A 13,068-nucleotide genomic window follows, 5' to 3' on the forward strand; every position below is an offset into this window, starting at 1 on the left:
GCCCATACCACCACCGTGAAAGCCCCCACCGGGGCCTCCGCCGCCATGAAATCCACCGCCTCCGCCCGGTCCCCCCCCATGCTGGGCAAAAGCGGGAACGGAAATCGTGGACGCCAGCAAGGCCAGCATCAGTGCAGCGGCCGGTCTATATGTGAGGGTCATGGCAAGTCTCCTGCGGGAAAGCCCGATCATGTTTTCCATATCGGCATTACCAGATCGTGTAGGAAGAGGGCCTTTCCGTGACGAAACAACTTGTTTCACGTGAAACACTTCCGTCACCTTCGCTTCCGCTTCGCGCCAAGATGCCCCCCAAGGCTTTCCAGCGCCAGACGAAGCTCCTCATCCTCGATATCCGGCACTTCAATCTGCAACGGTTTCGGGCGCTTCGGCGTCGGTCGCTCGAACGCCACCAGATCCTGAACAATCTTCAGACGCTCGATCCCATATTCGCCCCGCAGCCCACACGCCACATTGATGCGCTCGATAATCTGCGGCGCAAGATGCTGAAGCTCCATGGCAATCGGCCCCGCACAGGCCAGCGTCAGCGTTCCCGCAGACAAACGGCGCGGTTCGGTCTGTTTGGACAGACGCGGACCGACAAAATCCGCCCAGTCCATCATCAGGCGCGCCAGAACCGGCGGCTTCTTCTTGAAGACAGGCTGCGTCAGCGCCTGAACGAAAGACCCGATCTGCTTCGTGCCAGAACGACGCGGCGTCCAGTTACGATCAGGCGCGGGAACCCAGCCATCAGGCTCCTGCGCCGGTTTCTTTCGGGCTGTATTTCGTAACGGGCGCTTGTCCGAACCGCGATCCTTCGTCATATCCGTTCCCGTGACTCCTGATGCATCCGCCCTGCTGCGCTGGTACGACCACCACCGCCGCGCCCTTCCCTGGCGCAGCCTGCCCGGCCAGCGTCCGGACCCGTATGCCGTCTGGCTGAGCGAGATCATGCTCCAGCAGACGACCGTCAAAGCCGTCATATCCTATTACGAGCGCTTTCTCACGCATTACCCTACAGTCCAGGACCTCGCGGCGGCCCCGCTCGAAGACGTCCTGCACCTCTGGGCTGGCCTCGGCTACTATGCCCGTGCCCGCAATCTCCATGCCTGTGCAAAACGGGTCTCCGAACGCGGCGGCTTCCCAGACACGGTCACAGAGTTACTGACCCTTCCCGGAATCGGGGCCTACACGGCCCGCGCCATCGCCGCCATCGCCTTTGGACGCCCCGTTGTCCCCGTCGACGGCAATGTCGAGCGCGTCACGGCCCGCCTCAACGCAACCGAAGAACCGCTCCCGGCTGCACGCCCCCTTCTGGCGAAACAGGCCGCACTCCTGAACGCCGATCCTGTCGCGCAAAGCCGTCCCTCCGACTTCGCACAGGCCCTGTTCGACCTCGGCGCAACGATCTGCACACCCCGCAACCCTGCCTGTCTGACCTGCCCCTGGCAGACCTCCTGCATCGCCCATGCCCGCGGAATCGCAGCCCAGCTCCCGGCCAAACAGCCCAAACAGACACGCCCCACACGCTACGGCGTACATTTCCTCCTGCATGATGCCGACGGCCAGATCCTGCTGCGAACCCGCCCTCCCACAGGCCTGCTGGGCGGCATGGACGAACTCCCCGGAACCGACTGGCGCAGCACACTCTGGAGCGAAGACGAAGCCCTCGCCCATGCCCCGTGCCTGACCAACTGGACCCTCAGAGGCGAAATCCGCCACGTCTTCACCCATTTCACCCTGTATCTCACGGTTTATGAGGCTTACCTTCCACCGGGCCATAATGCAGGGATCGATTCCTCTTTCGGCGCGTTCCGCTCAACGAAGCGCGCCGCGCTGCCCGGCGTCATGAAGAAATGTCTGGCTCTCACCAAACAACCTTCGGAGACATGATGACTGAGACCCCGCCGACACTCCGCCTCTGGTTCATGGACTGGTTCGGCTGGATGCTCGATCATAATTCCGTAAGGGACGCCCTCGACCGCACCCCCTTTCAGGAAGGCCGCCTTCCGGGTCTCAGCACCGCCGTTCCCTTACCTTTCCAGCTTCCCTGCCCTCCGGTTCTGGAAAAGCGGGTTTCAATGCCCCGCCCTTTTCCAGAAATGGAAATGCAGGAATTCCCCCCAAACCGCGTGGTCTTTTTCATTCCGCGAACCGGCACCTATCTAAGAAGCTCCCCTCTTGGTCCAGAGCCCGTAGATTTTTGGGCCCCTAGACCAGGAGAATGGGAAATTTTCTTTCCCATGACCGTCGAAATGTTGCGTGGATTGTCTCTGATCCTCAAACCCAACACCGTAAAACTGCAAGACGACGCGGGGAATGCCCTGCCTACCCCCACGCTCCAGCAAGGATTCGTGCTCCAGTTTGGCGACAGGACCCTCCCATTGTTCCTGAACACGACAACCCTGATCCAGATCGGCCAGATCATGCCAGGCGCCATCGCCAAAATCGCACTGACATGGGATGCCGACGCCCAGCCTGTCCATTTTACCGTATCCCGCGAAACACCCACCCAATCAGCAATAGTATAAAAATATCCCCATAAACGAAATATATGGAAAGATTTCTCCTATATATTCGACACACCATAACAAATTCTGCTATTTAAAATACCTAAGCAAGACCATTTCAGTCCTTATCATTTTCACAGAAATTGTCTGTCTGTATTGTATTCTCCCTCACGTGAAAGGGTTTTTTCAATTAATTGTAATTTTTGATCGATGTCCTTCACAGACAGAATTTTTGTTCTAAACATTTATGCGTCTGAAGCAGGCGGGTATTTCATACGAAGCCGGTCTGTTTTCCGGCTGTCATGGGAAGATATGTCGCCAACTGGTTCTTTTCTTGCCGTTTTCAGGGACCGTCTCAACGGACCGGACCGTTTATTGTCTTACCCCACCCATTATTTAACGACAGACAATCGCTATCCCGGATTTTATGATTTTCCGCTCTCCTTGACAGTACATCATCCCTCGCAACCCTGCTTCAGACACCAGCCCGCAACCTGCCATCCGCCTGTCTCTGGTCAGATGACTGCATGGTCCTGTCAGCACGCCAGACCATCCAGTCATCTGACCGTCCCTATGGCTCTTGAGGTATCGAAATCATGACCTACACTGTCGGACATTATCTTTCCGAACGCCTGACGCAGATCGGCCTGAAGCATCATTTTGCCGTCGCAGGTGACTACAACCTCGTTCTGCTCGACCAGATGATCGAACAGGGCGGCACCAAGCAGATCTATGACTGTAACGAGCTGAACTGCTCCTTCGCCGCCGAAGGCTATGCCCGCGCCAATGGCGCCGCCGCAGCCATCATCACCTTCAGCGTCGGCGCGATTTCCGCCATGAACGGTCTGGGCGGCGCTTACGCCGAAAACCTGCCGATCCTCGTGATTTCCGGTGCGCCAAACACCAACGATCACGGTTCGGGCCACGTCCTGCATCACACGATCGGCACGACCGAATACAGCTACCAGATGGAAATGGCGAAGCACGTCACCTGCGCCGCCGAAAGCATCACCTCCGCCGAAACAGCTCCGGCAAAGATCGACCACGTCATCCGCACCATGCTGCGCGAGAAGAAGCCGGCCTATCTCGAAATCGCCTGTAACGTCTCCGCCGCACCCTGTGTCCGTCCGGGTCCGGTGTCGTCCCTGCACGCCCACCCACGCCCCGACGAAGCCAGCCTCAAGGCCGCTCTGGACGAGAGCCTGAGCTTCCTCGACAAGGCCAGCAAGGTCGCCATCCTCGTCGGTACCAAGCTGCGCGCCGCCGAAGCGCTCAAAGAAACCGTCGAGCTGGCCGACAAGCTCGGCTGCCCCGTGACGGTCATGGCCGCCGCCAAAAGCTACTTCCCCGAAACGCATCCCGGCTTCCGTGGTGTTTACTGGGGCGATGTCAGCAGCCCCGGTGCCCAGGAGATCATCGAAGGCGCCGATGCCGTGATCTGCCTTGCTCCCGTCTGGAACGACTACTCCTCGGGCGGCTGGAAGAGCATCATCCGCGGCGAAAAGGTTCTCGAAATCGATCCGGACCGCGTGACCGTCAACGGCAAGACCTTCGACGGCTTCCGCCTCAAGGAATTCGTCAAAGCCCTGAGCGAGAAGGCCCCGAAGAAGTCCGCAGCTCTGACCGGCGAATACAAGCCCGTCATCCTGCCGAAGGCCGATCAGGCCAAACCGCTGACCAACGACGAAATGACCCGCCAGATCAACGAACTGGTCGACGGCAACACCACCCTTTTCGCCGAGACCGGCGACTCATGGTTCAACGCCATGCGTATGCACCTTCCCGAAGGTGCGAAGGTCGAGACGGAAATGCAGTGGGGCCATATCGGCTGGTCCGTTCCGTCCATGTTCGGCAACGCCACCGGCTCGCCGGAGCGCAAGCATGTGCTGATGGTCGGTGACGGCTCCTTCCAGCTCACCGCGCAGGAAGTGGCCCAGATGGTCCGCTACGAACTGCCGGTCATCATCTTCCTCGTGAACAACCACGGCTACGTCATCGAAATCGCCATCCATGACGGCCCGTACAACTACATCCAGAACTGGGATTACGCCGCTCTGATGCAGTGCTTCAACCAGGGCGTCCCCGGCGAGGAAAGCGGCAAGTACGGTCTCGGCCTGCATGCCACGACGGGCGAGGAACTGGCCGAAGCCATCGCCAAGGCCAAGAAGAACACCCGTGGCCCGACCCTCATCGAGTGCAAACTCGACCGGACGGACTGCACCAAGACACTGGTCCAGTGGGGCAAGGCTGTTGCAGCAGCAAACTCCCGCAAGCCCCAGAATACCTGATCATAATCAGGTCTCTAACGAAAAACCCCCGTGTCTGACACGGGGGTTTTTTCTTTTGTACCACATGAAAACCTGACGACCGTCAGAGCAGACGCGCCACCTTCATGAACAGAAACGTCACACTCATGAAGACGAAACAGACAATGCCTGCCTCCACGGTCCCCAACGACCCCTGAGCCAGAAACATCCCACCGGTATTCATGCCGAAGAACCCGGTTACGAATGTCGCGGGCAGCATCAACGTGGTCCCGACCGAGACGATATACAGCCGCCTGTTGGTCTCTTCCGCCTGATTGGACCCGAGTTCGTCCTGCAACGACCGCGCACGGTCCTGAAGCGCGATCAGATCGTCCAGCGCCGCATGAACCTGCCGCTCCGCACGGTCCCGCAGTTCGTCCTCCGCCCAGTCCGGAAGATCCAGATCCTCGTCTTTTAGAACGCGGTCAATTGGCGTCACAACCCGGCGCAGCTCGGTTGCACGACGGCGCACCTTGCCCACGATACTACCCAGATGCCCCAGATCGGAGCGATGCTCGATCAGCAGGAGCACATCTTCCGCACGATCCAGCTCATCATCCAGATGCCCGAGCTGACGCCGAACGGTTCCGGTAAATTCCCGCAACGCACGGTCAATAATCCCCGCAGGCGTTCTGGGGATCTGATCCGGCCTCAGGGAGCGATAGGCCGCCCCCAGCACCGGAATGGGATTACGCCGCGTCGTAATCAGCAGATCGGGGCGCATCGCAAACCGCCAGGCACAGATCTCCCGGTCTTCTTCGGACAGCGCATCGTCAAAGGCGGGCAGCGCCCCCCAGATCAGATCCTCGAACGCCTCAAGCGCAATGCCATATTCCGTCTCGGCCAGCATGGCACAAACGTCTTCGGGCAGATCCGGCAGATGTGCGACATAGCCCCGCGCCGAACTATGCACCGTATCGAAATGCAGCCAGTACCAGCCTTCGTTCTCAAGCGGGCGTCCCGGCGCCAGAAGCGCCTCCACCTCAGCCGATCCCAGCGTCCGCAGTTCCTGCCCCGGAACGGCGTGCACGGCCCAGACAAGTCCGTTCGCGAACGCAGGCGCGCCGGTTTCCTGATGCTGTGGGTCCAGAACCGTGAAGGGGAAGTTGTAGGCAGTGCTGTCTGACACGACATCCTCCTGTTTTCAGGGGGTTCAGGACCGGCAGAACCGGCATGCAGGTTCAACAGAAACGACGGGGCAACGCGCCCTCTCCGGCTTCTCGCATGCCCTGCATACAGACGCAATATACCCGCCTTTCCGCACCCAAACCGTCACGGAAATGCAACTCCATCCCAAACAGACAGTTAAAACACCATATCGCAATGAGTCTGCCCCGACATACGGGCACGCTCCTCCGGAAAGGAATATCCATGTCCATCCGCACAGCATTTTTCGCCACAAGCCTTCTGCTCGGCACCGCAATCGCCGCTCCTGCAATGGCTCAGGCTGTCAGCGCACCCAGCAACGATCAGCCACAGACCTCAACCTCCGCGATCCAGAAAGCGCAGAACTCTACGGTCAATCAACCGAACAACGCCCTGCCGACCAACCCGCGCACCATAACGGAACAGCCGGACCAGCCCGCTCCCGCAGCCCCCAGCCCCATGACCCGCAGCACGAACGAAACCGGTCCCGTCCCGTCGAACCAGAAGGACGTACACACGCTTCCCGGCAAGCACCATCACACGCATAAAAAGACGTCCGCCCCAAGCAAGACGTCCGCGCCGGAATAAGAGGTAAAAGCCTATTGCCGGGCCCGCCCTTTCCGCGGGTCCGCCAAGCCTTTATACAGGCAGCCATCCAAAGATGGGCAGCAAGGGCCATTTCATGACGACGCAGGATTACAAGGTTCGCGACATTACTCTGGCAGATTGGGGCCGCAAGGAAATCTCCATCGCCGAAGGCGAAATGCCGGGCCTGATGGCTCTTCGCGAAGAGTACAAGGACACACAGCCGCTCAAGGGCGCCCGCATCGCCGGCTGTCTGCACATGACCATCCAGACCGCCGTTCTGATCGAGACGCTGATCGACCTCGGCGCCACGGTCCGCTGGTCGTCGTGCAACATCTTCTCCACGCAGGATCACGCCGCCGCCGCCATCGCCGCCGCGAACATCCCCGTTTTCGCTTGGAAGGGCCTGACGGAAGAGGAGTTCAACTGGTGCATTGAGCAGACCATCCATGGTCCCGATGGCTGGACGCCGAACATGATCCTCGATGATGGTGGCGACCTCACCATCATGATGCACGACAAGTACCCCGAAATGCTCAAGGACGTGCGCGGCATCTCCGAAGAGACGACAACGGGCGTGCATCGTCTGTGGGAAATGTCCAAGAAGGGCACGCTGAAGGTTCCGGCCATCAACGTGAACGACAGCGTCACGAAGTCCAAGTTCGACAACCTGTATGGCTGCCGTGAGAGCCTCGTGGACGCGATCCGTCGCGGCACGGACGTCATGATGGCTGGCAAGGTCGCCGTGGTTGCCGGTTACGGTGACGTGGGCAAGGGCTCCGCTGCCTCCCTGCGCAACGCAGGCTGCCGCGTGCTCGTGACAGAAGTCGATCCGATCTGCGCCCTTCAGGCCGCCATGGAAGGCTATGAAGTCGTCACGATGGAAAACGCAGCCCCGCGCGGCGACATTTTCGTCACCTGCACCGGCAACGTGGACATCATCACGATCGACCATGTGCGTGAGATGAAAGACCGCGCGATCGTCTGCAACATCGGTCACTTCGACAGCGAAATTCAGGTCGAAGCCCTGCGCAACTATCGCTGGAACAACATCAAGCCGCAGGTCGACGAGATCGAACTGGCTCCGAACCGCCGCATCATCCTTCTGTCCGAAGGCCGTCTGGTGAATTTGGGCAACGCAACGGGCCACCCGTCCTTCGTGATGTCCGCATCCTTCACCAACCAGACCCTGGCGCAGATCGAACTGTGGACGGCAAAGCCCGGCCAGTACGAAGTCAAGGTCTACACCCTGCCGAAGTCTCTGGACGAGAAGGTTGCTGCCCTGCACCTCGCAAAGGTCGGCGCAGAACTTTCCAAAATGTCACAGAAACAGGCGGACTACATCGACGTTCCCGTCAACGGTCCGTTCAAACACGAAGAATACCGCTACTAAGACGAGGCCGGTCAGGAAGGGCGAAACCCGGTTGCGCCCTTTCCCGATTTCCTTAACCAGCAGGAGTTACACCCATGGGTCTTTTCAGCACGATCATGTCCAAGATCTTCGGACATGCAGAAGCCGCCACACCGTCCACCACAGCCGCTCCGGCTGAAGCAGCCGCCGCTCCCGCAGCAGCAGCCCCGGGAGCAGCACCCGTGGATGTGGACGCCGTCCTTTCCGGTCTGGCCGCAAATGCAGGCCAGCCGCTGAACTACAAGACTTCCATCGTGGATCTCCTGAAGCTGCTCGGCCTCGACAGCTCGCTCCAGTCCCGCAAGGAACTGGCAAGCGAGTTGCATTATTCGGGCAGTACGGACGACACCGCGACGATGAATGTCTGGCTCATCAAGCAGGTCTATGCCGAGCTGGCCAAGAATGGTGGCAAGGTTCCGGCTGACTGGACGCACTGATCCGCGTCCTCTCCATCACGAAAAAAGCCCGGCTGGTGACAGCCGGGCTTTTTTTTATGAAACGTTGACCTCAGAGAAGGATTGCCTTCCCCGGCTCAAGCGTCTGCATCGAACGCTCCACACCGGACGCCTGCCCCGCACGCAGTTCCTCAAGAGACTGATGGAATATCCGCACTCTGACCACAACGTGCCGGTCCGGATAACGCCAACGCTCGAACGCCAGAACCGTATCCGGCGCGGTGCTGTCCGGCTGATCGTCAAACGTCCATGACAGTCCGAAGATCGCCGCCAGCGCATCCTGATTCGTATCGTGCCCCGCCAGAACCAGCAGACGCGTGGTGTCCGTCACGCCCGGAATTTCCGTCACCGGACGGTCCGCCAGAAACGCCCGGATGCTCTCAGCCATCACCCCATTACGCGCCGCCGCCACAACAGGCAGCCGCCGCAACATCCGGCTCTCTGCTTCATGAACCGGCAGAACGGTTTTCAGAAACCCCGGAATATCCACTTTGGCAGACCCGAAAACATCCAGCGGAAAGCCCTCGGAATAGAGCAGCAACAGACTTTCCGCCGCCATGCCACCCGTCGCTACCCCTCCTGAGAGACGTGGCGCGCCTTTCTTCCATTCAAGCTCCACATTATCGCGCAGACACCACGCCATATGCGCAACACCATCACACGCGCCGGGCGCCATTAATGTCTGCAAAGCCTGCAAACCACCCCGAACATCCGAACGCTTCGAGACAGGCAGCATGGAGGCAAACCCCTGCTCCGTCTCCTGCTTCGACGGCACCGCGCGTCCAGCGGAAATGGCATTGAACACAGGGTCCGGTCCATGCTCCTGCCATTGCGCAGAAACATGACAGTCCAGAGTCAAATTTCGTGCCCAGACCTGCCCGGTCTGCTGCGTTCGATGATCCGCACCATCCGACCAGATCCGCACATCATCGGAACAGGATCGTAACGGATTAAATCCAACATCCACATAATGCGTTCGGACAGCCTGAACCATGGCCCCAAGCGCCGCAGCTCCATGCGGCGTCATTTCTCCGGGCGCAACAGACCATTCGGGCCAGTCAAAACCGGTCTTCTCCCGCAACGCCGTTGAAGAAGCCGTCGGACTGCGGATCCCGTGCCGCGACAGCAGCACGACTTTTTCCAGAACAGGCCCTGACGGCACGGAGGCACCATCCGAACAACCCGTCAGGAACAAGGCCAGCAGAAAAACAGTATGCGTCTTTTTCACGGGAATGTCGCCGTCATGTTGAAGAAGACGCTGCGCCCTGCCAGACGCCAATAAAGCGGCGCATCACCATAAGACTGGTTGCCCGCAAAATCGCTGATAGAGCGATTGTTGAAAAGGTTGGAAATCTTGAGGCTCGGCGTCACGTCGCGCATGAAACCACCGATATTGTGAATGCGCCACCCCAGCGCCAGATCCGCCGTCACATTGCTGTGGATTTTGTACTGGTTTTCAAACACCGCATTTCCGGCCGCATTCGTGGTACTGTCCAGCCCCCAGTGATGCCCGACATATTTCCCCATCAGCGAGAAATACGGCCCTTTCGGATTTTCATAAAGCAGACCGAACGATGCCAATGAATCCGGCGTCGTCGCAACGCGCACGGTGCTATGTTTGTAGCGCGCATCATTTACGCTGTAATTGCCGTAAAGCGAGAAGCCATATCCAATGACATACTGCCCCTCAAGCTCGATCCCCTTATAAATCGCGCCGCCACTATTCACATATGTGGATGTCGTTCCGATCCCATCGACCTTGATCTGTGCGGAGGCGATATAATTGGAAAAATCGATATAATATCCATCCAGTGACAGCATCCAGTTCTTGCCGTGATAAACCGACCCCACCTGATAATTCAGCGTCGTTTCAGGCTTCACGTTTCCAACCGACTTCACCTGAAAAACCGACATCGGAGGCGCCAGAAAACCGCGTGCGATCTGTGCATACGCGCTCCAGTTTTTCATAATTCGTTGATTGATCGCAATAGACGGCTGCCAGGATCCATAATGCTGCGTATCATTCAGCGGCACCTTCGTGGACTTGTTAATGGCTGCATCATAATCCCTTGTGAACATGGAATATTTCATACCCGGCTTGATAACCGCACCTTTCCATGGGTGAATATCCAGTTCGAGATAGGGTTGAATGGTCGTGTTCAGATCCGAAATATCATAGCTGTAAGCCGACCCTGTTTTAGACGGAACCGGTATCGCATTTTTACTTAGATCGAGTGCATAGGTGTACCGACGGTCCTTCTGCACGTCCGCCCATACACCGAACAGAACATCCCCATAAACCGTATGCGCCTTGAATCGTAACGTATCGCCATAAGAACGGAATTTGGCGTCCGCATATTTCCCGGGAATATCATTTGCATAGGTCGCCACCTTTTTCCCGGCCGTATTGTAGAACGTCACCCCGTTCGCAGCCGTGCTCGTCTGGCTGGCATCCGTGCTTTCCGTATAATCATGCTCAAACCCGCTCGTATAAAGCTGGTTTTCCATCGTCAACCACGATGCAAGACGGCTTTTCAGACTGACGTAATCAAAATCTGACGTATAGGTGCTGGGATTATATCCATAATAACACTGCTTGGATGGGTCATTGCACAACCCGTAATTCTTCCCGTATTTCGCATATTCCGCGAGCGTCGCGCCCTGCGTCGTAAACTGCCATTCCTTGTTATAGGTCGTCTCCAATGTCAGCGTCGTCTCAGGCGCAAGGTCAATCACGTCTTTGAACATCAGATTGCTCCGGCGCTCTGCCGAATTGGTCAGATATCCGTTCGTTTCCTCATGCTGCATATCGAGAAATGCACGACCAAAGCGCGTCTTGCCACTATCAAATTCGATACCGCCTGCACGCGTATTAAAACTGCCATAGGTCCCATACAACGACACCCCCCTCTTGGCCGGAGGCGTCTTGGACGTGAAACCCATCGTGCCACCAAAGGTGGCATTGCCGATCGTCGAGCCCGTTCCCGGACCGCGATCAATCTGCGCCTCTCCCAAGAAGTGCGAAATAAATAGGGACGATGTCGTATGATGCAAATCGGTGGCATCACCAAACGGAATGCCATCGAACGTCATGTTGTACTGGCCGTCCTGAAAACCGCGCAGGCTCATCGCCTCCGCTTTACCCATTCCGGGACCGTTAGGATTTTGAGAATAAACGCTCGGCTGAAAGCGGATAATGTCGTCGATACTGGCAAGCGGAATAATGTTATTGCTTAAAAAACCATACTGAATTTTTGATGTCGGCTCCGTAATGTCCAGCGGAACCGTCGCAGGCGCAATTCGCGCGGCATGACCCAGAACGGTCAGATTTTCCACACCGGGCGTCGCGTCTTTTTCTTTTCTGGTTTTATGCTCCTCATGCTTTTTCTGTTTTGCATCAGGAACATCAGCCTGCGCGCCTCCTCCCAGAAACAGGGCACCGGCAAAGCACCCGGAAAGCAGGATATGGTTACGCATCTTGAACGTCATGGGGAGTGGGCTCCAGTGATTGGCGCGCACTCCATACGGAAGGCTTCAGGTCAGGAAAACTGCTTTACCGTTCCTGAAATAAAACATTCACACGTTTTACTTCAAATCTTCATACTTATTTTGAAATATTTCTTATTTTATATTTACGGTAACGGCCTTTTATCTGCAATAGGGTCAATCTTCGGTTCAGTTAGTGGTCCTGAATCCACCACAACCACCAGATCTCCCGCAATCGGCGTGGGTTGCCGATCTTTAGGCAGCAATGCCTGAAAACGCGGATCGTAGCTCGCAGCCTGTTCATAGAGAGCATCAATCAAGCCATAATGATCCATGAACTTGTTCATGGTCGCCGGAATACGAATGCAGCCTTCCGACGCCGGATGCCCCAGACGCCATTCAAGAAACTGCGGGTCCGTCGCATGGATCTCCAGCCGAATCTGCCCGGTTTCATGTCGCGGCAGCCAGCCCTTCATCGCCGTCTGCCACCCCATGTCCCACACGCGCGATCCCTTCGCGCCGATGCCACGGATGCCGTTCTTGTTTTTGGTGCCTTCCGCCCGGTAGCCCAGACGGTCCGCCGTGTTCTGGAAAACCCCGATCGGGGTAATGTAATAATATTTACGCCCCGTCGTCCCGGTTGAAACCGGCGTCCCGCCAAGAGACTCCCACGGCGCATCCGGCAATGCCAGAACGTAATCCAGATGCTGGATCTGCTCGTTGCGATCCACAACCATAATGAGTTGCGGCCGCGAAATCGGCATGTTCGCCTGTGTCACCTGCTCCTTTGCAAGCGTCAGGAACGCCCGGCGGCGCTCGGGCGTATAGGTGCTGAACCCCTTGATATTATGCTTCATCAACACAGCAAGGCGCGACGCCTCCTCCCGCGCGGCCTCATCGGACACAACCGGTAGATCCGGAATATCCAGAGGCGGCGGTGCCAGATCGGGCCGTGGCGGTGTATCGGTCGGCGGATTGCTGGCTGGCGGCGGAACCGATACCCCCAGCGACGGCGTCGTATCCGGCTGATGGCCGGACAATTCCGGCCCCGCGCCATCCGGCCGCGCACAGGCCGTCAGCGGTGACAATCCCATGACCATCGTCGTGGACGCACATAACAGAACTGCAAACCGCGTCAGTCTGGAAACATCACGCATCTTCAGGGCACCATC

11 protein-coding genes are annotated in these 13,068 nt (G+C 57.8%); 6 read left to right on the forward strand and 5 right to left on the reverse strand.

Annotation, left to right across the window (positions count from 1 at the left end):
- Positions 1-275: 275 nt before the first annotated feature.
- Positions 276-821, reverse strand: a complete 546-nt coding sequence (locus JK213_RS14140) for a DUF721 domain-containing protein (protein WP_062032570.1) — start codon at positions 819-821, stop codon at positions 276-278.
- A gap of 10 nt (positions 822-831) precedes the next feature.
- Here JK213_RS14140 and mutY point away from each other — a divergent pair, with 10 nt between their 5' ends.
- From mutY to JK213_RS14155, 3 genes are all read left to right on the forward strand, one after another.
- On the forward strand, positions 832-1,890 hold the full coding sequence (mutY, locus tag JK213_RS14145; RefSeq protein WP_194262981.1) for an A/G-specific adenine glycosylase: 1,059 nt from the start codon (positions 832-834) through the stop codon (positions 1,888-1,890).
- Positions 1,887-2,528, forward strand: a complete 642-nt coding sequence (locus tag JK213_RS14150; protein WP_194262982.1) for a hypothetical protein — start codon at positions 1,887-1,889, stop codon at positions 2,526-2,528. The genes mutY and JK213_RS14150 overlap by 4 nt, the downstream gene beginning before the upstream one ends.
- Before the next feature lie 575 nt (positions 2,529-3,103).
- Positions 3,104-4,795 (forward strand): alpha-keto acid decarboxylase family protein, encoded by a 1,692-nt coding sequence (locus tag JK213_RS14155; RefSeq protein WP_194262983.1) that lies wholly within the window; start codon positions 3,104-3,106, stop codon positions 4,793-4,795.
- 82 nt (positions 4,796-4,877) lie between these two features.
- Here the strand turns inward: JK213_RS14155 and JK213_RS14160 are convergent, their stop codons facing one another.
- Entirely contained in the window at positions 4,878-5,942 is a 1,065-nt protein-coding gene (locus JK213_RS14160; RefSeq protein WP_099285912.1) for a transporter, read from the reverse strand.
- A gap of 242 nt (positions 5,943-6,184) precedes the next feature.
- Here JK213_RS14160 and JK213_RS14165 point away from each other — a divergent pair, with 242 nt between their 5' ends.
- The 3 genes from JK213_RS14165 to JK213_RS14175 all read left to right on the forward strand — a co-directional run bounded on the left by JK213_RS14165 (position 6,185) and on the right by JK213_RS14175 (position 8,392).
- Positions 6,185-6,547, forward strand: coding sequence for a hypothetical protein (locus JK213_RS14165; protein ID WP_194262984.1), 363 nt, complete (start codon positions 6,185-6,187; stop codon positions 6,545-6,547).
- A 94-nt stretch (positions 6,548-6,641) separates the two neighbouring features.
- Positions 6,642-7,937, forward strand: a complete 1,296-nt coding sequence (gene ahcY / locus JK213_RS14170) for an adenosylhomocysteinase (RefSeq protein ID WP_062107190.1) — start codon at positions 6,642-6,644, stop codon at positions 7,935-7,937.
- Positions 7,938-8,011: 74 nt separating this feature from the next.
- Complete coding sequence (locus JK213_RS14175; RefSeq protein WP_194262985.1) at positions 8,012-8,392, forward strand: DUF3597 domain-containing protein; 381 nt, start codon at positions 8,012-8,014, stop codon at positions 8,390-8,392.
- 70 nt (positions 8,393-8,462) lie between these two features.
- Here the strand turns inward: JK213_RS14175 and JK213_RS14180 are convergent, their stop codons facing one another.
- The 3 genes from JK213_RS14180 to JK213_RS14190 all read right to left on the reverse strand — a co-directional run bounded on the left by JK213_RS14180 (position 8,463) and on the right by JK213_RS14190 (position 13,053).
- Positions 8,463-9,638: a histidine-type phosphatase gene (locus tag JK213_RS14180; RefSeq protein WP_194262986.1), complete on the reverse strand. Its 1,176-nt coding sequence runs from the start codon at positions 9,636-9,638 to the stop codon at positions 8,463-8,465.
- Positions 9,635-11,899 carry a TonB-dependent receptor gene (locus tag JK213_RS14185; RefSeq protein WP_194262987.1) on the reverse strand — a complete coding sequence of 755 codons (2,265 nt, stop codon included), beginning with the start codon at positions 11,897-11,899 and terminating at the stop codon, positions 9,635-9,637. Before JK213_RS14185 ends, JK213_RS14180 begins: the two co-directional genes overlap by 4 nt.
- Before the next feature lie 143 nt (positions 11,900-12,042).
- Positions 12,043-13,053: a L,D-transpeptidase gene (locus tag JK213_RS14190; protein ID WP_194262988.1), complete on the reverse strand. Its 1,011-nt coding sequence runs from the start codon at positions 13,051-13,053 to the stop codon at positions 12,043-12,045.
- Positions 13,054-13,068: the final 15 nt, after the last annotated feature.

It is taken from the genome of Gluconobacter sp. Dm-44 (genome assembly GCF_018256175.1).
GTDB classification, from domain to species: domain Bacteria; phylum Pseudomonadota; class Alphaproteobacteria; order Acetobacterales; family Acetobacteraceae; genus Gluconobacter; species Gluconobacter cadivus.

Coding starts and splice junctions, on each gene's coding strand:
- JK213_RS14185 (WP_194262987.1), bottom strand. CDS start 11,899: ATGACGTTCAAGATGCGTAACCATATCCTGCTTTCCGGGTGCTTTGCC.
- JK213_RS14190 (WP_194262988.1), bottom strand. CDS start 13,053: ATGCGTGATGTTTCCAGACTGACGCGGTTTGCAGTTCTGTTATGTGCG.
- JK213_RS14175 (WP_194262985.1), top strand. CDS start 8,012: ATGGGTCTTTTCAGCACGATCATGTCCAAGATCTTCGGACATGCAGAA.
- JK213_RS14165 (WP_194262984.1), top strand. CDS start 6,185: ATGTCCATCCGCACAGCATTTTTCGCCACAAGCCTTCTGCTCGGCACC.
- JK213_RS14150 (WP_194262982.1), top strand. CDS start 1,887: ATGATGACTGAGACCCCGCCGACACTCCGCCTCTGGTTCATGGACTGG.
- ahcY (WP_062107190.1), top strand. CDS start 6,642: ATGACGACGCAGGATTACAAGGTTCGCGACATTACTCTGGCAGATTGG.
- JK213_RS14140 (WP_062032570.1), bottom strand. CDS start 821: ATGACGAAGGATCGCGGTTCGGACAAGCGCCCGTTACGAAATACAGCC.
- JK213_RS14155 (WP_194262983.1), top strand. CDS start 3,104: ATGACCTACACTGTCGGACATTATCTTTCCGAACGCCTGACGCAGATC.